Annotated in this window: 18 protein-coding genes and 1 pseudogene; 5 read left to right on the top strand and 14 right to left on the bottom strand. The window is 65.1% G+C overall.

The annotated features are described in order from the left end of the window. Positions 1-45: 45 nt before the first annotated feature. Positions 46-285: pseudogene (locus ACYQ1H_RS01440) on the top strand (Tn3 family transposase); the annotation flags it as partial. After that, on the top strand, positions 186-1,052 hold the full coding sequence (locus ACYQ1H_RS01435; protein WP_023465076.1) for a DUF2130 domain-containing protein: 867 nt from the start codon (positions 186-188) through the stop codon (positions 1,050-1,052). The pseudogene ACYQ1H_RS01440 and the gene ACYQ1H_RS01435, both read left to right, overlap by 100 nt. 10 nt (positions 1,053-1,062) lie before the next feature. Here ACYQ1H_RS01435 and mobH read toward each other — a convergent pair whose 3' ends face one another. Beyond that, on the bottom strand, positions 1,063-2,925 hold the full coding sequence (gene mobH / locus ACYQ1H_RS01430; protein WP_003158656.1) for a MobH family relaxase: 1,863 nt from the start codon (positions 2,923-2,925) through the stop codon (positions 1,063-1,065). Positions 2,926-3,236: 311 nt separating this feature from the next. Between mobH and ACYQ1H_RS01425 the strand changes: the two genes are divergently transcribed. The 3 genes from ACYQ1H_RS01425 to ACYQ1H_RS01415 are packed head-to-tail and all read left to right on the top strand — an operon-like array spanning position 3,237 to position 4,402. Beyond that, positions 3,237-3,554 carry a type II toxin-antitoxin system PrlF family antitoxin gene (locus ACYQ1H_RS01425; RefSeq protein ID WP_003158655.1) on the top strand — a complete coding sequence of 106 codons (318 nt, stop codon included), beginning with the start codon at positions 3,237-3,239 and terminating at the stop codon, positions 3,552-3,554. Continuing rightward, positions 3,554-4,012, top strand: coding sequence for a type II toxin-antitoxin system YhaV family toxin (locus tag ACYQ1H_RS01420; protein WP_003158654.1), 459 nt, complete (start codon positions 3,554-3,556; stop codon positions 4,010-4,012). The genes ACYQ1H_RS01425 and ACYQ1H_RS01420 overlap by 1 nt, the downstream gene beginning before the upstream one ends. Positions 4,013-4,039: 27 nt before the next feature. Further along, positions 4,040-4,402 (top strand): DUF3742 family protein, encoded by a 363-nt coding sequence (locus tag ACYQ1H_RS01415; protein ID WP_003158653.1) that lies wholly within the window; start codon positions 4,040-4,042, stop codon positions 4,400-4,402. Positions 4,403-4,408: 6 nt separating this feature from the next. Here ACYQ1H_RS01415 and ACYQ1H_RS01410 read toward each other — a convergent pair whose 3' ends face one another. The 13 genes from ACYQ1H_RS01410 to ACYQ1H_RS01350 all read right to left on the bottom strand — a co-directional run bounded on the left by ACYQ1H_RS01410 (position 4,409) and on the right by ACYQ1H_RS01350 (position 17,416). Continuing rightward, positions 4,409-5,932 carry a conjugal transfer protein TraG N-terminal domain-containing protein gene (locus tag ACYQ1H_RS01410; protein ID WP_003158652.1) on the bottom strand — a complete coding sequence of 508 codons (1,524 nt, stop codon included), beginning with the start codon at positions 5,930-5,932 and terminating at the stop codon, positions 4,409-4,411. A 15-nt stretch (positions 5,933-5,947) separates the two neighbouring features. Beyond that, complete coding sequence (locus tag ACYQ1H_RS01405) at positions 5,948-6,307, bottom strand: hypothetical protein (RefSeq protein ID WP_003158651.1); 360 nt, start codon at positions 6,305-6,307, stop codon at positions 5,948-5,950. Further along, positions 6,304-7,698 carry an integrating conjugative element protein gene (locus ACYQ1H_RS01400; RefSeq protein ID WP_003158650.1) on the bottom strand — a complete coding sequence of 465 codons (1,395 nt, stop codon included), beginning with the start codon at positions 7,696-7,698 and terminating at the stop codon, positions 6,304-6,306. Before ACYQ1H_RS01400 ends, ACYQ1H_RS01405 begins: the two co-directional genes overlap by 4 nt. Before the next feature lie 10 nt (positions 7,699-7,708). Next, positions 7,709-8,656: a TIGR03756 family integrating conjugative element protein gene (locus ACYQ1H_RS01395; RefSeq protein WP_003158649.1), complete on the bottom strand. Its 948-nt coding sequence runs from the start codon at positions 8,654-8,656 to the stop codon at positions 7,709-7,711. Beyond that, positions 8,653-9,099 carry a TIGR03757 family integrating conjugative element protein gene (locus tag ACYQ1H_RS01390; protein WP_003158648.1) on the bottom strand — a complete coding sequence of 149 codons (447 nt, stop codon included), beginning with the start codon at positions 9,097-9,099 and terminating at the stop codon, positions 8,653-8,655. Before ACYQ1H_RS01390 ends, ACYQ1H_RS01395 begins: the two co-directional genes overlap by 4 nt. Positions 9,100-9,242: 143 nt before the next feature. Continuing rightward, positions 9,243-9,737, bottom strand: a complete 495-nt coding sequence (radC, locus tag ACYQ1H_RS01385) for a RadC family protein (protein ID WP_003158647.1) — start codon at positions 9,735-9,737, stop codon at positions 9,243-9,245. A 186-nt stretch (positions 9,738-9,923) separates the two neighbouring features. After that, on the bottom strand, positions 9,924-10,676 hold the full coding sequence (locus tag ACYQ1H_RS01380) for a DsbA family protein (protein ID WP_031299380.1): 753 nt from the start codon (positions 10,674-10,676) through the stop codon (positions 9,924-9,926). A 15-nt stretch (positions 10,677-10,691) separates the two neighbouring features. Beyond that, positions 10,692-13,562, bottom strand: coding sequence for a conjugative transfer ATPase (locus ACYQ1H_RS01375; protein WP_003158645.1), 2,871 nt, complete (start codon positions 13,560-13,562; stop codon positions 10,692-10,694). Further along, complete coding sequence (locus ACYQ1H_RS01370; RefSeq protein ID WP_003158644.1) at positions 13,562-14,002, bottom strand: TIGR03751 family conjugal transfer lipoprotein; 441 nt, start codon at positions 14,000-14,002, stop codon at positions 13,562-13,564. Before ACYQ1H_RS01370 ends, ACYQ1H_RS01375 begins: the two co-directional genes overlap by 1 nt. Continuing rightward, entirely contained in the window at positions 13,983-15,401 is a 1,419-nt protein-coding gene (locus tag ACYQ1H_RS01365) for a TIGR03752 family integrating conjugative element protein (protein ID WP_003158643.1), read from the bottom strand. Before ACYQ1H_RS01365 ends, ACYQ1H_RS01370 begins: the two co-directional genes overlap by 20 nt. After that, positions 15,391-16,323 carry a TIGR03749 family integrating conjugative element protein gene (locus ACYQ1H_RS01360; protein ID WP_003158641.1) on the bottom strand — a complete coding sequence of 311 codons (933 nt, stop codon included), beginning with the start codon at positions 16,321-16,323 and terminating at the stop codon, positions 15,391-15,393. The genes ACYQ1H_RS01365 and ACYQ1H_RS01360 overlap by 11 nt, the downstream gene beginning before the upstream one ends. Beyond that, positions 16,320-17,009, bottom strand: coding sequence for a PFL_4703 family integrating conjugative element protein (locus ACYQ1H_RS01355; protein ID WP_003158640.1), 690 nt, complete (start codon positions 17,007-17,009; stop codon positions 16,320-16,322). Before ACYQ1H_RS01355 ends, ACYQ1H_RS01360 begins: the two co-directional genes overlap by 4 nt. Further along, positions 17,006-17,416, bottom strand: a complete 411-nt coding sequence (locus ACYQ1H_RS01350; RefSeq protein WP_003158639.1) for a TIGR03750 family conjugal transfer protein — start codon at positions 17,414-17,416, stop codon at positions 17,006-17,008. The genes ACYQ1H_RS01355 and ACYQ1H_RS01350 overlap by 4 nt, the downstream gene beginning before the upstream one ends. Positions 17,417-17,420 lie beyond the last annotated feature (4 nt).

Genomic DNA, 17,420 nt, shown 5'->3' with positions numbered 1-17,420 from the left:
AGCTTTTCGTACCGTCACTTATTGCACTGAAAACGAGGAGACCCCTACCGGGCTAGCGGCCTCAATCTGGTAACGGCTGCCGTCGTGTTGTGGAACACGGTCTATCTGGAACGGGCTGCGCACGCGCTGCGTGGCAACGGCCATGCCGTTGATGACGCGCTGTTGCAGTACCTGTCGCCGCTCGGTTGGGAGCACATCAACCTCACCGGCGATTACCTCTGGCGCAGCAGCGCCAAGATCGGCGCGGGCAAGTTCAGGCCGCTACGACCGCTGCAACCGGCTTAGCGTGCTTTATTTTCCGTTTTCTGAGGCGACCCCTTGAGCAACATTGCGAGACCGAGTTCAATCGAATTCGCGCCACCGCATTTCCGAGGGCGTATTTCGAGAAGGACAACGATGCGCGCAGCGGCAGCAAGGGAGACTACATCTTTCGCGACTCCGATGAAGCTGGCACCGAGATCGTCTCGATCATGTTCGAGATGAAGAACGAGAATGACGAAACTGCCACCAAGAAGAAGAACGAAGACTTCCTGAAGGAGCTCGACAAGGATCGCACCGAGAAGGGCTGTGAGTATGCGGTGCTAGTTTCTCTACTCGAACCGGACAGTGAGTTATATAACACTGGGATCATTGATATGTCCCACCGCCACCCGAAGATGTACATTGTTCGGCCGCAATTTTTCATTCCCATCATCACGCTGCTGCGAAATGCGGCGATGAATTCGCTCAAGTACAAATTGGAACTGGCGCTCGTGAAGGCGCAAAACATCGATATCACGAACTTCGAGACCCAGCTGGATACGTTCAAGACCGCATTCGCGAAAAACTACGACCTCGCCTCCAGGCGATTTCAGACAGCAATCGATGAAATTGACAAGTCGATCGACCACCTACAGAAGACGAAGGAGGCCCTGCTTGGCACCGACAGGAATCTTCGACTTGCGAACGACAAGGCGCAGGACGTGACGATCAAGAAGTTGACTCGGGGTAACCCAACAATGGCTGCGAAGTTCGCCGAACTCAAGGACGGCGGATCTTCTGATGCTGAATGAGTCTGGTCATTCACGTCGGAAGCACGGCCAAGTAGGGATTGTTTGGTGGCACGTCACCGAATACCGATTGCGGCTGAAGAAGCAGGTAGCCGTGTAGCTTGCGCGATTTTCGCGGCCCGGTGACTTCGCAAGTCCAAATATTCAGTCCGCTAGCTTGTTTGCGATGCAGTTGCAGCCGCTCGAAGCGTTTTTGCACCCACCGCCAATCTTGCTGGTTCTCCTGCTTGGCGAATGCGCCTACCTGTGGGTGCTCCTGCGCATAGCGCTGGAAGACGCCTGGGCTGACCAGGTAAGCGGTATCGCTCACCGTATGCACGAGCGCCTTCGCATCGTTGATGATAAGCCGGCGTGATGCGATGCCCTGTTGCAGCCATGTCATGAAGTGCTCGCCGGAGGGCCGCGCCGTTGAGGGCGATGTCGCAGCCGTGGGCATAGACGTCGGTGAAACCGTGACCATCGCTGGCATGGACGCCTCGGGGCGCGTGGCAGGCGTCATGCTCGAAACGACTTCCGCATCTTGCTGGGTGCCGCTCGAATCACCCATGCCAACCATCGTGAGCATGTCCTCCAGCGCGTCGGGCAAGGCCTGGTGGGCCGTGGGCGGCGGAGCCAAGGCAGCGGCGCTGCCGCCTTCCCAAGGTCGGGGCCCCTGGTCTTCCTGGGCGGGCTTCATCACGACCGCAGGCGGGGTAGCTGGCGCACTGGCGTCGTTTTCTGCGAGCGTCGCGTCGATCGCCACCGTACCGGCAAAAGGTGCTGGCCGCTCGCCGGATTCCCAGATCAGCGCCGGCGCCAGTCGCAACAAGGTGAATGAATGGGACCAGCCCGTCGTGCTGATCACGGTCGCGCGCCAGACTGCCTTCCCGTCCGGCGTGGGCTTCAACATGCCGTGATCCTGCAGCACGTTGAACACGGCGGTGTTGTTCGCAGGGATGCCGTCGATGCCCTGGGACAGCAGGTGTGCGCGCAGCTTGTCCGAGACCGTCTTGCTCACCAGCCACAAGCCGTCTTCGGTGAGCCAGCCATCGGAGGCCTCGGGTTGGTTCAGCTTCAGCTCCTCCTTGAGCAGGTAACGCAACCCGTCCAGCAGCTTGCGTTGCAGTGCGTGCTTGGGCGCGACCATGGCGCGGGCAGGATCGCCGCCCAGTTCCAGGGCGACCGAAGCGCGATCGGCCTGCACGACGAGTTCGCCAAGCACCCCAGCGTGTTCGTATTGGCCGGCAAGAACATAAAGCAGCGGTCCCCAGAGCGCGGGGTAGCCGCTGAGCCAGTCCAGGATTTGGCGATCGAGCAGTTGGTGGTGGAGCAATCCCGTCGCGGCGCTGTGCAGGCGGTACTCGCGATCATCGCGGTAGCGGAAGCGGTACGGCTGCTGCAACGGGCCGTGCCAAGGGTGCCAAGTGCTGCCGTCGGCCAGTTCGACATGCAGATCGACGGCGATCTTGCCGATGTCATGCAGCAGCGCAGCGTAGGCGACGGCGGCGGTCCAGGCCTCGGACTGCGCCGCTTGGTCTTCGGGGTTGGCGCCGATAGGTAGCAGATGGGACTGCCGTAGCTTCAGGCTGTAGGCGACGATCTCCAGGCCATGGTCGAGCATGCCGCCGGGGTACGCATGGTGATGGGCCTCCGATGCAGGGAACTGCTGGACCAACTCGGCGTAGCACTCCAGCGGAGCGCGATAGAGGATGGCGAACTGCTTGCGCGACAGCGATGTGCGCTGCCAGATGTGTTCCAGCAGCTTTTGCCGGCGCGGTATCGCCAGTAGGGATGCGGCCGACTCGGGCCGCAGCAGCCCTTTCGGAAGATCAGTGGCTGGCGTTGGCGACGGAGCGGCAGCGACCGAGGCCCGTTTTCGCTGGAACAGGGAGAGCATGAGGGTGTCCTGATGGCGGGCCGACCGGGAGGCCTTTTTGCTTTTTCGAGGTAGGGCCTTTCCCCTTGCACTCCATTCCCTTCCCCTTTCGGCCTTTTGGCCCTTAACAGCCTTTGGGTATAGGGCGCCAGGCGTTGATCGTCCACCACCAATGCGGGTTGCAGCGGGGCCGGATTGATGCGGGAAGGCGGGCTGTTCCCAGCCTACGATGGGCCGATTCTTGGACTCGGGAGGACGCCATGAGGCCCCACCGCATTGACGATGTAAGGAAGTTTCCTTACAATGCAGGCATTGCCTCCAGGAGAACCGCCATGCCTGCCATTCATGAAGTTGCCACGCTGACCTCCAAAGGCCAGATCACGCTACCCAAGTCAATCCGGCAGGCGCTTGGCGCCGATACCGGCAGCAAGCTCGCGTTCGAGCTGCGTGGCAGTGAAGTCGTCGTGACCCGTGCTGATGCCGAGCACGAAGACCCCGCCATTGCCGCGTTCCTGACCCTTCTGGCCCGCGATATTGAGGCTGGCCGGAACATTCGCGGGTTGCCGAAGGATCTGGCTCGCACGATGCTAGAGCATGCGGGCCACAAGGTGAGCCTGGCCGACGATTTCGATGAGGACGTGGAAATTTGATGCAACAGCATGGCTGGACGCTGCTGTTCCACGACAACTTGATCGAGCAGATGATGAAACTGCGCGCAGCTGTGCTGCGTGCGCAAGAGAGCGACCCGGAGCGCTTCGGGTCCAACGCCAACGTCAAGTTCTTCCGGGCCTTGGTCCAGTTGATGCAAGATGTGGTGCCGGGCGATCCAGCCCGCGACGAATATCGTCAGGGCAACACCATGGGGCCGGCTTATCGCCATTGGCGGCGGGCCAAACTTGGAAGACGGTACCGGCTGTTCTTCCGGTACGACTCGAAGGCGAAGGTCATCGTATATGCCTGGGTCAACGACGAGCAGACCTTGCGGTCATCGGGCAGCAAGTCAGATCCATACGCAGTGTTCGAGAAGATGCTCGGGCGGGGAAATCCGCCAGACGACTGGAACGCATTGGTACAGGTAAGCAGGCAGGATTGGAGCAAACTGGAGTAGGCATTCCTCACGTAGCAGGAGACGACCATGAACACGACGACCCGAATCAGCACCTCGGAGCGCCTCGGCCGCACCGTCGGTCGTGGATGGCGCACTTATGTGCGTGGCGAGCGACGGTTGTCGAACTGGCTCGCCTCCAAGGGGGTGCCGGTCGTTGGTGCCGCTATGGGATTGTGGGTGGTCAAGCTGGTCGCACTTGGTGTGCTGCTGTACACCGCGTCTTGGCTGGCGCTGCTGCTGGTGGCCGCGGTGGTGGCTGCATGGGTGGCGCGCAATGCGGGCCTGGACGACGACCCGACCGAGCCGGAATGGCGCAACGGGCCTGCTGGATTCGGTCTGTACACCTACGATGGTTTCCGAATCGATCCGCACATCGAGGACGACGAGTAGCGCTGCTCACTTTTTTGAGATGGCATTGATCGCAATGCCTCCGCCCTTGCCTCCGGCAGCCTTGGCGTCCCCCGTTGCCCCGGCGAGGCCTTGCAGGACATTCCCGGCGCGAACACCCGCCCAAGCCAAGGCCATGATCCAGAACGTGGGCAGCACGATGAACATCGTGCCCATGACGAACATCAGAAGCATGTCGCCGAAGGCATTGTTCAGCCCCACCAACGGGTCGAAGTTGGTGTGCGGCCGGTTCCAGCCGAACCCCCAGCCATAGAGCGCATCCAAGATCGTTGAATCGACCCAGCGTGCGAGCTGGAACCAGAAATCCACGAAGAACAGCGCGAACTGCACGACGCTCACGGTGACGACCGTCTTCAGGTCATAGGTGCCCACGACCAGCACCAGCGGGATGCAGATCACGAGCGCCATCTTGAGCAGCGCGAGCACCATGGGCAGCGCCTGGCGCACCACGTCCATCGCCGGGAACGCGGCGACCGCCCCCACGGCCATCCCGACGTCGCCAGCCGCGCGCGTCACGATGTTCGGCAAGGTCTTGTCGATCTGGCCGCCGTAGTCGGTATAGACCGAACCCTGGTTGAGCTTCTGCTGCCGTGGCGAGGCAATCGCGCGGATCACGGAATCGTCCACCTCGGCACGGCTCAGGAATCCGGCCCAGCCCGCCAGGCGATTCAACAGGCTCGGGTCCACCTGCCCCAGCAGCCGCGCACGCAGGCCGTTGCTGCCGTCGGCCCACCACTGCCTGCAGTTCGGGTAGCCGCCACCGCTGGCCACTTGCGCAAGCCCCGCATCGCGGGTGCTGTCGTAGGGCCAGTCGTCGCGCGGCGTGCTGGAGCGGTAGGTGTCGTAGTAGCCGCTCGTGTCCGTGAAGAAGTGCGAACCGATCCAGGTCACGTCGTGCATCTGCGTCTCATCGAGGTTCGGGCGCTGCATGAACAGCTTGGCGCGCGCCGGCCCGTAGCAGTCGCGCGAGAAATCCGCCACCTCCTGAGCCAGCACCGGATCGTCGATGCGCGTGGCGTCGATCTCCATGCGCATCTGCCGCAGATCGGTGCCGCACGGGATTGCGGCCACCGAGGCCCCCGTGACGGCGCGCGAGAGCGCGTGCATGAAACCCCACCAGACCGGCACCTTGGCACTCTGGTTGTTGATGGTGCTGAAGGACTGCGACCAGCCGGTATCCGTGGGCTGCGGCACGCTGACCTGGCACTGGGCCGAGCGCGAGCTGTCGTACTGGATGGTGTTGAGATCCACGTCGATGAACGGGATGCCCGCAAACATCACCACCACGATGGCGACGAACACCCGGTTCTCGATGCGCGCAGCCGAGAGCACACCCTTGTTGCCTTCGTCGGCTCCCTCCGAGCGGGCCTTCAACCATTCCTGCACGATGATCGCAACGAACGGCAGCGCGAAGACACCGCTGGAGACCAGCACCGCCCAGATGCCGTTATGGACGATCCAGGACACGAGGGTCAGGTAGTACTCCAGGTAGTCGGTCGTGAAAAGCGTCATGGCCCGAATCTCCCTTCAGCCCTGCATCAGCAGGCTGGCTTCCAGCACCACGATGGCGAAGACGCCGGCGATCTCGCTGCGCACCAGGCGGCGCCGTGCCTGCCCATCTGTCCCGTTTTGTTCCTCGCGTGCCAGCAGCCGGCGGCGCATCCAGACCCAGCCATAGGCCGTCGCCCCATACAGGCACAACCGCCACACCAGGAAGTAGCCCGCGGCAGCCACCAGCCACTGCTCCCATCCAGCAACGCTGCCGACGAGGTAGATACCGACGATGTTGGCGCCCACGGCCGCGGCGACGAGCATCACCGCCCACAGCAGTGCCTGCCCCACGCGCCGGCTGAACAGCCAGCGCGGGCGCCACGAGGTCGTGCTCATGGCCGGCTCCCTGGGTTGCCCTTCTGCAACTGGTCGAGGCGGTCGGGCACCGGGTCGCCTTCGTAGATGCCGCGCGAGCCGGCCGCGCGCGTGCCGTGGCGCTGGATGATGGCCATCGGCGAGTTGTTGGCCAGCTCGCGGCGCAGTTCCAGTTCGGTCTTAAGGTTGCGGATCTCCTGGTCGAGCGTGTCGCTTTCGTGGTTCACCGCCGCGACCGCCAGCTGGTTCGCCGCCACGTTGGGTTCCTTCTTGCCGGTCAGCAGCGTGCGCTGGAGCAGCAACGCTTTCTCCAACACCGACGACAGCGCGACCTCCGATGCCAGGCGCCGCGCCAGCAGCTCCTTGTCCGGCTCGTCACGCAGCGCCTCGATCACGCCCCGCGTAATGGGCAGCGAGGTGCTGCCGGCCGCACGCAAGTGCTCGAACGTCGTGTTGCGCGTCCCCGAGACCAGTTCCTGCAGGGCTTCCAGTTTCTCCTCGTACTCCTCCTGGATCAGCGGCGTCAGTCCGACGCCGGGCACCGTCTCGGTCTTGGTGCAGGCATCGCAGGTGCGCTGCACCTGTTCCCCAAGCACCCGTGTCGCCCATTCGGTGGCCTGCTGCGGCGACGTCCAGGTCTGGCAGGACAGGCTTGCGCAACTGGTGGGCGCGATGGAGGACGTGTCAGTCACGCCGCGGCCGTTGACGAGGTTGTAACCCGCGCGGGTCACGTCGCCGACCACCCGGACGGCGGGCTGGCCCGCGCCACCGGCATTGCTGCCGCCGACCCAGGGCACGCCATCGTTGCCACGGCGCGTTTCGGCCTGCTCGATCGCCGACACGGCATCCGTGCTCGACACCGCATCGCGCAACGCCATGCCTTCGGCCATCTGACTCCAGCCCAACTGGCCGCCCGCCGTGTCGGCCATCCTCTCGGCCATGGCGCGGCACGTCAGCTTCGAGCGGTCGAAATCCAGCCGCGCCTGCAGCACGCCGTTGGTCAGCAGGTTGTACAGACCGGGATCGGCGCGCTGGATGATCAGCGCAGGCAGGGATGCCACGGCGCTCGTGGCGCTCTGGATCACGTTGCTCATGATCTGCTGGAAGCCGTTCGTGATGCCGTTGAGCTGGTTGCGCAGCGTGGTCTGGATGCTCATGTCGCCGCAGATGAGATTGCTGTTCCAGCCCACGCCGACCCCGATCGAGCGCATGCCGGCGGCGCGGCCCATGGATACCGCGCTGCCGCCGCCGATCGAGTACATGACTTCATCGCCGATGACGGGGCCGCTGGTCTGGAAGCCAGCCTGCGCCCACGCGAGGCCGCAGCCCAGGGCGAGCGCGCCGGCCAGCACTGTGGGGCGCAGCAGGCGGCATGCCTTGGTGGAGAGGTTCATCAGTTCAGGACGCTTCATCGCCGTACCCTCATTGGAAATCGACGCTGCCGAGGAACACCTGGCCCCGGCGTTCGCAGCACGAATAAGGCCGCCACAGCGCCCAGGCGTAGTCGCCTTGCTGGGCCTGGGTCAGGAAGCCGCTGCGCGGGAAGACCGTGCAGGACGAGGACAGGACGGGCGTGAGTTCCTGCCACTTGCCGGTCGAGGCATCGCCTTCCATCAGCGCGCCGGCAGGCCAGTAGCCGGGCCGCGAGTTCGCGAGCAGCGGCTGGTAGACGTGGATCTGCCCGCGGCGCGTGACGACATCGCCGGCGCGCTGGGCCACCACGGCGCCAGCCTTGTGGTCGTCGGCCTGGTGCAGGAAGCCGCCGCGCGGATACACGTTGCCCCACAGGTTCAGCGTGGTGCGCGCGCCGACCTCGCGCCTGCCCGGAATCAGCGCCTCCGGGTAGGCCATCTCGGGCACGTTGTAGCGCCAGGCCAGCGTGTCCAGGGTGCTGAGCAGGTATGGCATGAACGCCGTACCCGCACCCTCGCAGAAGTAGCCCGACGATGAGACGAACTGGTTGAACACCTCGACGCCGGGGTGGCCGATGACGTCCGCGTTCTTGAACTTGGCGAGATTGTTCTCGTGGTCTTCGTTGGTGGTGCCGTCTCCGCCGGCCTGGGCCGAAGGGTTGGGCGTGCTCATCGGACGAACTTCGACCCAGGGGTTCTCGCCGGTGTTGCTGTAGCTGGAGACGACCGCATCCGGGATGTAGTGGCGAACTTTGATGGACGTGCGCACCGTGCAGCCCGTCCAGGTGCAGTAGAGCCAGTAGCAGATGCCGACGACGCGGTATTCGAGGCAGTCTGGCGATGCCACTGAGCCAACGATGGTTGCGGTGTTGAGGGCGTAGCTGCCCGTGGCGCTGAGCAGCAGCACTGAGGCCACGCCAGCACGCAGGAGGCGCATCCGCTCGAAGGGGCGGGTCATGGCTGCGGCCTCCGGTGTTGCGCAACGCGCGCGACGGCACGGGCCACGTCCGGCTCGCCATAGACCACGTAACGCTGATCCACCACGACTGCCGGAATGCTGGTGACGCCCAGGCTCCAGGCGTCGGCGACGCCCTGGTATGCGGAAGCGATGCGGCGCTGGAGGCCGGCACCGCCGTTGTTCAGGCGGCGCTTGACGATGGCCGTGGCCTGCTCGGGATCGGCGGGCAGCTGTGCGGAAAGCTCGGCTTCGATGCGCTGGCCTTCATCCAGCTCGATCAGCCGCTCTCCACCCATAGTCTTGACCGGGTGGCGGCTGTCGGTGACGACCACCACATCGGCGGCGAAGGTGGCTGGGCTGAAAACGGCCAAGGATGCCGGCAGTGCAACGGCCAGGCCAAGGGTTCGCCAGCCGGATGCGAAGCGGAATAAAGATGCTGGCATGTCGCGTGCCCTGGAAGTTGATCAGAGCCATAGTCGAACGCGAACCCGCTGCCGCCCCAACAAACAATGCGCATCGCGGGCACCCCGCATACCTTTTCGGTGCTGTCGCATGGAAAAAGCGGAGGCCGAAGCCTCCGCTGTGATTACAAAAGACCAGACTCGGCGAACGAGTACGGTGCGCCTTGACCAATCACGAAATGGTCGAGTACCCGCACGTCGATAAGCGCCAAGGCCGTCTTCAACTGCTCGGTCAGCAACCGATCCGCATTGGATGGCTCGGTGGTGCCCGAGGGGTGCTGATGCGCGAAGATGACCGCAGCGGCGTTCAGTTGCAACGCTCGCTGCAGCACGACACGTGGATAAACCGAGGTCGCATTGATCGTTCCATGGAACATCGGCTCCACGGCCAGCACGGCGTGCATGCTGTTCATGAACACGACGACGAATATTTCGTTGGGCTCGGCGACCAGCTTCAAACGAAGGTAGTCCCTGACCGCTGCGGGCCGCTCAAGACGTGGCCCTGCTTTGAAAACCCGCCGCTCCAGCAACACGATGGCTTGCTGAACGATCCAGTCCTCGTTCTGAATAGAAATATCGGAAAGCGACTCCAGGCAGGAGTCATTGATGACGACAGACATGGCGAACCTCCAGGCAGGGAAATCGGAGAGCGCACATGCCCCTGGAGGGCAGGCCCTCCAGGGAATGGAACAACGGAACAAGGTGCATCCATCACCGCTGCTGCGGTGATCGTTCGCGCCCAGGATGCGAGGCGAACGGGTGACGGTCAGCGCAGCGTGCTGCGCCGTAGCCTCAAAGACCGCAGGCTACCTGGGCATGTCGCCGACAACGTCGGCAGGCATTTCGGTGGTCGGTGGAGCGGCGGCATCCTCAGCCACCAGCATGTCCATGGCCGACAGCAGTGCATCGCCTTCGATCGGCCCCTGCAACACGACTGCCTGATCGGTTTGGCGATCCTGCAGACGAATCGAAGGCGTCGCGGTCACGCCGCCCTTGGTGGCTTCCTCGGCCTGAGCGCGAATCACCCTATCCGGTCGCTCGCTGGCCAAACACTGCTCGACGGCTGGGTTGAGGCCGGGATAGCGCAGACCCTCGGGCAAGCCCAAGCCGTCGCTACGTGTGTGCGCATAGATCCATTCAATGGCCTGCCAGAACGCAGCATGCCCGCCACTTTCGGCGGCGCACTCGGCCAGGCGTGCCTCGGCGGAGGCGGCCGGTTCGTGCGCGGCCAGCGGCTGGTGGTGCCATTGCAGAGCTACGTCCGCGTTGGCACCCACCCAGCGCTTGAGCTGCGGGAAGTACGCTCGGCAGAACGGACATTCGAGGTCGGCATAGAGCGTCAGCGTGAAACGGCCCTGCGCGTTGCCCATCTGCCAGGGAGGCCCGGCCACCTGCGCGGTGCTGACCTGCGCGGGAGCCTGCAACGCGGGTTCACTGGGTGCGCGGGACACGAGCCAGATCAACAGCAGTGTGATCAGTCCAATCGCCACGAACCAGGGCCAGCGCCGATGGCGGAGCGCCTGTACCGGCATAGGAATGGAAGGACGTTTCGGTTTCACGGCATTCTCCGGCTGCTATTGCGGCAGGCCCAAGGCTGGCGACTCGATGCCACGCGCCTGGTCGATCTTCTCGGCCACCTTGAAGGCCGCGTCGAGTTCACTGATGCCGTGTTGCTGCATGAGCTGGTAACGCTCGGCTTTTTCCTCGGGTTCGGTCTGCGCGAGCGCGAGATAGAGGCTCGGTGGCACGGCCCGAAACAGCACTTCAAGGCTCTTGGAGAGGATGACGCCCTCGGTGAACTTCCCTGCTTCCTTGCGCGCGGAAAGCATCAGCGCCTTCTGCGCAGGCGAGAGTTCGCGGAACCGCGCGATCTTCTCCACCTCATCGGGCGGCATCGACAGGCAGATCCACCACTCGATCATGTTGAGCATGGGCTCTGCAGCGCGCGGCAAGTCGTCGATGTTTTGTGTGGCGAGCCAGAACCAGGCCCCCAGCTTGCGCCACATCTTGGTGATCTTCACCACGTAGGGGGCGAGCAGCGGGTTCTTGGTGATGATGTGTCCTTCGTCGGTGACGTTGATGATCGGGCGGCCCAGGTACTGATCGCGCTCGGCAATGTTGTTCACCGTGCTGATCAGGCTGATGTAGGCAATGGAGAGCTGCGCGTTGTAGCCCTCGCGGGCATAGGTCGCCAGATCGACCAGGGTGATGTCGGCTTCGGGCCACGGCGAACCGTCGCGGTCGAACATTTCGCCGTCCGTGCCTTGACAGAACATGTCCATGGCATCTGCCATCTCCAGCAGCCGCACGCGCCGCATCTCTGGCAGCGTTGGGTCCTGGCCGCGCTCGCGCAGCGCGTTGCGCACGTCGCGCGTGAGCACCGTGCGCTTCTCGGCCACGCAATGCTCGGCGGCGTCGAGGATGCACTGGCGGATGAGCGAGCGATCGGCCCGCGTCATCCGGGCCTCTTCTTTATCCTCGCCGCCGGTGATCATCAGCCGTGCGGTGATTTCCAACTCGCCGAGTACGTCGCGCTGCTCGTCCGCTTCCATGGCCGATGCATCGGGTGGCATGTCCTCGTCCAGCACATCGGCATCCAGCGTCTGCACGTCGCTCGGCGTTTCGATCAGCCGACGCGCGTCGGCGAACGGCGCCAGGCTGATGCCCGAGCCGGGGGCCAGCTTGACCCGGTTCACAGTCAGGCCCAGGCGCTTGGCGAAATCGCTGAACAAGCCGAAGCTGTTGCCGGCTTCCACGATGAAGAGGCGCGGCCGGTAGATGGCCGTGACCTGGTTCAAGAGGTTGTTGAGCGTTGCGCTTTTGCCGGAGCCGGTGGGGCCGAACAGGAACAGGTGCGCGTTCATCTGCCGATCCAGGCGGTTGAGCGGGTCAAAGGTGATCGGCCCGCCGCCTCGATTGAAGAACGTATTGCCCGGATGGCCCGTGCCCTGGCTGCGGCCCCAGGCCGGTGAGAGGTTCGCCACGTGCTGGGCGAACATCAGTTGGGTGAACCAGTTCCGTCGATCCTGGCTCGGGTTGTAGCAGCACGGCAGCCAGCGCAGATAACTGTTCAAAGGCGCGACTTCATCGTCCTCGCGCACGGGCTGCAAACCGGCGTTAAGCATCACGTTCGCCAGATCAAGGCCGCGCCGGTCCAGTTCGGCTTCATCCCGGCCGCGCAAATAGAACGCCAGTGTTCCCCGGTACAGCTTGTGCGCGCTGCCGATCAGCGAGCGGGCCTCCTGCACATCCTTGAGCGTCTGCTCCGATGCCAGTGTTTCGCCGACTGCCTTCTTCGCCAGGTGGTTCAGGTGCGATTCGAGGATGTCCTGGGGTGTCGCCACCATGGTCAGACACATCGTCGTGTCCTCGGGCATCTGATCGAACAGCGTATTGATCGCATCGCCTTTGCGGGTTTCGCCAGTCAAATGCCCCGTGCCGGGCGGCATGCGCAGCCGGTCAGTGACCAGCACACGATGCGGCATGCCGTCGAAGTGCCAGGTGCCGTGATCCGCGTCCGAGCGTGGCTGGCTGAAGAAAAGCCGCTGGCTGAAATCCCGCCCGCTCGCCAGCTCGATCTCGCCGTCTTCTGTCTCGTCGGGGTAGCGTGCCAGCGCATAGAAGCGTTCGCGGTCCTCGATCCCAGGGCCGAGCAGCGTGGGACGCGGGTTGAACCACCGCAGCAGCCAGTCATGGACGTCGGCCGCGGCCATGCGCCGGGCCTGGATGCCGGCGTTCGCCAGCCCGCCACACAAGCGATCGCAGACGATGTTCAGCATCTGCTCGGGCGTCTGGCCGCGGCGGTTCGCCTGCCCGGTGGCCCGGCGATAGACGACCATGCGCACGCGCCGCGTCTGGCCGCGCCAGCGCAGCCGTGTGACCACCGTGTCCTCGAACAGCCCGCCGGGCTTCGCTACCGCGCGCAGGTGGTGTCCGAAGAAGCGAAGGTAGAACTCGGTGAAAGCCGTATTGCGGGCGCGCGGCTGCACGTAGTCGCGCAGGGTCTGCATGTACTGGTCGAAGCTGGGTTCGTCCTGGGCGTAGAGCTGGAGTACCCAGGGGTTCTCGTCCAGTTCATCGAACGAGTCCTGGAGCGCGTTCTCCAAGGCGTCGCGGGCATGCGCGAGCCAGCCGGGTTCCCGGCCCTCGGTGCCCAGCGGCACCAGCTCGTAGAACGCCGCGACCGATTGCCCGTCTTCCAGCAGCATCGACTTCGACTGGGGCAGGAACTCCACCCAGGGCAGGAATTCCGCGAACGACGGCGCAACGTCGTACAGCGCCTGCTCGTCGGCCACGGTCGCCGGCCTGTGGCCATGGACCGCCGTGCCGGGTTCGGGGATGCCGGCCTGACGCAGGGCCTCGACGTGGCGCTGCCAGCCGTCCGGCTGCTCGTCATCGTCTGCGTCGGATGCAGTCAGCTTCGGCCAGGGGAGTTTCCAGCGCATCAGTAGTCCTCCACGCGCTCGCCGGGCATGGCGTACTGCACGCGCTGGTACAAGGGAAAAACCGTCGTATAGCCCGGCACGGGCACCGGGTCCGTGCCTGCCAGGTGCGGGTACACGTACATCACCAGGTCGGGATTCGGCAGGCGCTGGAACTGGCGATAGACCTCGTTGCGCGCTGTGCGCGTGTAGCGCATCTGCTCGGCGGGCGCGGCCTGTACATCCATCTCGGTCAGCGGCCGGCGCAGGCTCTGGCGCGCGTCGAGCAATTGCCTGCGTGCCACCTGGCCGGCGCCACCGCCGCCGTCACCGGCGTTCTGCTGCCAGATGTCCATCATCGTGCTGTCGCCGTGGGGCAGCAGCTTTTCCTTGCTGGTGGCGCAGCCGCCGAGCACCGCGACGGCAAGGGCCAGCGCCAGGCCCTTATTCAAGTTCGAGAGCATGGCTTTCTCCTGCACGGTGATCGACCTTGCGACCTTCGGGATCGAAATCGATGGCGAGCGGCTTTTCGAGGTGGACGGCGACCTTTGCGCCGGGTTGGACATAGACGGCGGCGAAGGCCTGGCCGTACAACTTGTTCACCCAATCGGCCATGTCCCGAACGCCGCCGGCCAGGATGCGGCCCACGGCTTCGTTGCCCGAGATGCCGACGCTTCCGATGGAGCCATCGGCGCCCACGTAGGACATCTGACCGCTGTCGCTGTCGATGAGCGAGGCGACGCCGGCACCCGCCGCGGTGATCAGCGCCTGTGAGCCGAGGTACTGCTGGGCGTTGCTGCGCCGCTCTCCGCTGACGCAGGGAATGCCATAGGGGTCGCTGATCCAGCCCAGGCCGTCGCGCTGCTGGTTGTTCTGCTGGTTGCCCTCGCGGTCTTCGGGAATCGTCCGAATGGTCCCGTCATGGAACACAAAGGTGATGCTGCGCACCTGGCCGCGCACGCAAGAGAGCGTCCAGTCACCCGAGGCCGTGCCGGAAAACACGGCGCCCGCCACGTCGGGAATGTCAATTCCGTTTGCCGTGAGGTTGTCGGGACCGACCAGGACTTTGAACGGATACGGATCGTTGACCGTACCGTCGATCGGCACGCGGCCGATCAGCGCCGTCATTGCCACCGATCCCATCAGCGTCGAGTTGGTCGGCACCGTATAGACCGGCTTGGCGCTCTTGACGCCTGCGGCGCGGGCGCCCGCGTTCGCCACGGTTTGTGCCGTGGTTTCCAGCGTGCTCTGCGCGGGGCCGAAGCTCGTCGGAAAGCTCATGCCGCCACCCGTGCCACGACTGCCGTTACGCCCATCAGTGGGCTTCGCGTCGTCCGGCTCGACCCAGCGCACGCCGCCTTCCATGCCTGCCTCGTCGCCGTTACGCAGCCCCAGGCCCACGGGTAGATCGGCGTGGCCGCCGCCGCGCCCGCCGATGCCTTCCAGGCGCCGCTGCAGGTCGGCGAGCAGTCCCTCGGTCTGCTGGCGCTCGCTGGCTGCCTGCTGCTGGTCGCGGCGCAGGTTGGAGCGCTCGGTCTCCAGCGCCGAATTGATGCGCTGGTCGATGGCGTTCTCGCGCTGGCGCAGGCGCTGGTTCTCTTCGCGCTGAGACTTGTTGTCCAAGAGCGTGGTCTGAAGCTCGGTGCGCAATTGCTTCACCTGCGCCACCAGGGTCGCCACGGTATCGCGGGGGGTATCGCCCTCGATGCCCAGCGCCTTCATCTCCTCGGGCGTGAGCTGGGCGCCGGCATCGGCTGCGGGCTGTGTCGACGTGCTCCCACCGGAGAACAGCCGGATGGCGACGAACAGCACCAACAGGGCCACGGGGATCATCAGCCACTTCAGGAGTCCGTTACTGCGCATGGCGAGTCTCCTTGCCATCCGCGGCCTCGTTGTCCCGTGTCTCGATTTGCGGCTGCGGCAGATGCGCAGCCGGGTCGAAGCGGTGGATAGCGGGCAGCAGCGACTGCGCGAGGCCACGCCCGCGCGTCACCAGGTACAGAACGGTGGTGTCCTCGGGCGTTCCGCGTGGACCCAGCGCCTCGTGCTGGAAGCTGGCCGTGAGGAAATCGCCTTGCAGCACACGCGGGTCGAGGGTGATCCAGCCGCTGCTGCCGTTGGTGAGACGCACGGCGGTGACCCACTGGTCTTCCAGCCGCCACGACGCGAGCGCGACCGCGCGCACCGGCAGCGTCGGCATCAGCGTGGTCAGGTCCATGTCGCGGCGCAGATTGACCCGCATGACACCCGGCAGCGCCTCGACCGTACGCAGCGGCGCATAGAGGTTCTGCGCGGCGAAGCGCGTCAGCGCGACCGAGACCGGGGTTTCGCGCCGCGCCGTCCGCGCGCCTGCCTGATTCTGGGTGTGCGCCGGGGGCGCGTCGGCACCCTCCGGCTGATCGCCATAGCGCGCCGGGGTGCTGTTGCCCTCGACGATGCGCACCGGCTCCAGCTCGGCTTCGCCGTCCTTGGCCGGCTCGGCGGCGATGTCCAGCAGGATCAATGCGCCCGTGTCGGCGTCCTGCAGTTGCAGCCGTGTTGGTTCGATCGGCGCACTGGCGCGCAGGTACACCGCACCGCCCGCGCTCTGCACGCGCAGACGTTCGCCCACGCCGGCAGGCACGCCCACGCGGACGTTCCTGTCGATGAACACGATGCGCTCCTGGCCGACACGCAACGGCACGGCCAGCGGCAGACGTTCCCAGCGCAGGATCTCCACCGCATGGGCGACAGGTGCTGCGACTACGACCAGCAGCCCCAGCAGTGCGAGTACAGGATGCTTCATGGGGTTTCTCCTTGGGGCGCTTGCGGAGCCAAACCACCGGGCGCCGGGCGCGTCGGCTCCGGGGCGCCGATGCGCTGCGGCGCCCCTTCGTAGCAGTCGAGTACCAGGCCGAACGGGTTGCGGGCGGGATCGATGTCCACGCGCGTGACCTTGATGGGGTAGCGCACCAGGGCGCGCTTGACCTGTTCCGCGCCGTAGTACTCGTCGGCGCTGATGTCCAGTGTCACCACCCAGTCGCGGTCGGAGACCACGCGCACGCGCGTCGTAGGGTCGTCGCCGTAGCCACGGCCCGGGATTTCGTAGATGCCGCGCACGCGCTGGCGCAACTCACCCGTGCTGCGGCGGTAGTCGTAGTCGGCTCGCAGGAAAGCCTGGCAGGACGGCGTGAGATACGGCGAGAGTGTGTGAAGGTTGCGTGCGTAGTCCTCTTCGCCATTCGTGGGCCAACGGTGGAGGGTCTGAAACACGTAGAACGTGAACGCATAGACCGATTCGGGCGGCACTTCCCACCACTTGCGGGTACTGCCGGAGCGCAGATCAGGCGGGACGTGGATGGTCAGGTCGCGCGGAGCGCTCCACCAGCCGCCGCCCATCACCAGGGCGACGATGACCAGCGCGCCAGCACCCAGGCGAAGCGTCTTGATGTGCGCCTGCAGATGGGTGATCTCGTTCTTGAAGCGGCTCATCGTGCCCCCCTTGCAGCAGACCTTCGGGTGGTCCAGAAGCCGGAGCGTGAGATCAGCACATGGCCGCCCACCCAGCCCGCCACCAGCGGATAGCGCGTGGCGATGCGCCACTGGAGTTGCCGATACAGCCAGGTGTCGGGACGCCCACGCTTGAGGCGACGCAGGATGCCGCCCCCGATGAACACGCCGAAGGCCACGCCCAGCACGACGAACGTGGGCGCGAGCGCGATCGTGCGGAACACCCAGGACAGCGGCGCACCGACCAGCAGGCCGGCGGCACCGGACAGGCCGCAGCAGATCCACAGCTCGTCGGCGGTGAGGCCGCGCACGACAACGGGATGGCGGTTGAGCCGGTGCGGAAGGAACGTGACCGTCCCGTCAGCACGGACGTGCTGCTGCTCGGACATACCG

It is taken from the genome of Methyloparacoccus murrellii (assembly GCF_054657115.1).
The sequence above is the reverse complement of the archived record's forward strand: the minus strand, read 5'-3'. Positions and strand labels throughout refer to the sequence as shown.

What these genes read in the sequence shown, in the direction of transcription:
- ACYQ1H_RS01370 (WP_003158644.1), bottom strand. Translation starts at nt 14,002, where the DNA reads ATGCTCTCGAACTTGAATAAGGGCCTGGCGCTGGCCCTTGCCGTCGCG.
- ACYQ1H_RS01375 (WP_003158645.1), bottom strand. Translation starts at nt 13,562, where the DNA reads ATGCGCTGGAAACTCCCCTGGCCGAAGCTGACTGCATCCGACGCAGAC.
- radC (WP_003158647.1), bottom strand. Translation starts at nt 9,737, where the DNA reads ATGTCTGTCGTCATCAATGACTCCTGCCTGGAGTCGCTTTCCGATATT.
- ACYQ1H_RS01365 (WP_003158643.1), bottom strand. Translation starts at nt 15,401, where the DNA reads ATGCGCAGTAACGGACTCCTGAAGTGGCTGATGATCCCCGTGGCCCTG.
- mobH (WP_003158656.1), bottom strand. Translation starts at nt 2,925, where the DNA reads ATGCTCTCCCTGTTCCAGCGAAAACGGGCCTCGGTCGCTGCCGCTCCG.
- ACYQ1H_RS01350 (WP_003158639.1), bottom strand. Translation starts at nt 17,416, where the DNA reads ATGTCCGAGCAGCAGCACGTCCGTGCTGACGGGACGGTCACGTTCCTT.
- ACYQ1H_RS01415 (WP_003158653.1), top strand. Translation starts at nt 4,040, where the DNA reads ATGAACACGACGACCCGAATCAGCACCTCGGAGCGCCTCGGCCGCACC.
- ACYQ1H_RS01410 (WP_003158652.1), bottom strand. Translation starts at nt 5,932, where the DNA reads ATGACGCTTTTCACGACCGACTACCTGGAGTACTACCTGACCCTCGTG.
- ACYQ1H_RS01360 (WP_003158641.1), bottom strand. Translation starts at nt 16,323, where the DNA reads ATGAAGCATCCTGTACTCGCACTGCTGGGGCTGCTGGTCGTAGTCGCA.
- ACYQ1H_RS01425 (WP_003158655.1), top strand. Translation starts at nt 3,237, where the DNA reads ATGCCTGCCATTCATGAAGTTGCCACGCTGACCTCCAAAGGCCAGATC.
- ACYQ1H_RS01405 (WP_003158651.1), bottom strand. Translation starts at nt 6,307, where the DNA reads ATGAGCACGACCTCGTGGCGCCCGCGCTGGCTGTTCAGCCGGCGCGTG.
- ACYQ1H_RS01390 (WP_003158648.1), bottom strand. Translation starts at nt 9,099, where the DNA reads ATGCCAGCATCTTTATTCCGCTTCGCATCCGGCTGGCGAACCCTTGGC.
- ACYQ1H_RS01355 (WP_003158640.1), bottom strand. Translation starts at nt 17,009, where the DNA reads ATGAGCCGCTTCAAGAACGAGATCACCCATCTGCAGGCGCACATCAAG.
- ACYQ1H_RS01420 (WP_003158654.1), top strand. Translation starts at nt 3,554, where the DNA reads ATGCAACAGCATGGCTGGACGCTGCTGTTCCACGACAACTTGATCGAG.
- ACYQ1H_RS01400 (WP_003158650.1), bottom strand. Translation starts at nt 7,698, where the DNA reads ATGAAGCGTCCTGAACTGATGAACCTCTCCACCAAGGCATGCCGCCTG.
- ACYQ1H_RS01395 (WP_003158649.1), bottom strand. Translation starts at nt 8,656, where the DNA reads ATGACCCGCCCCTTCGAGCGGATGCGCCTCCTGCGTGCTGGCGTGGCC.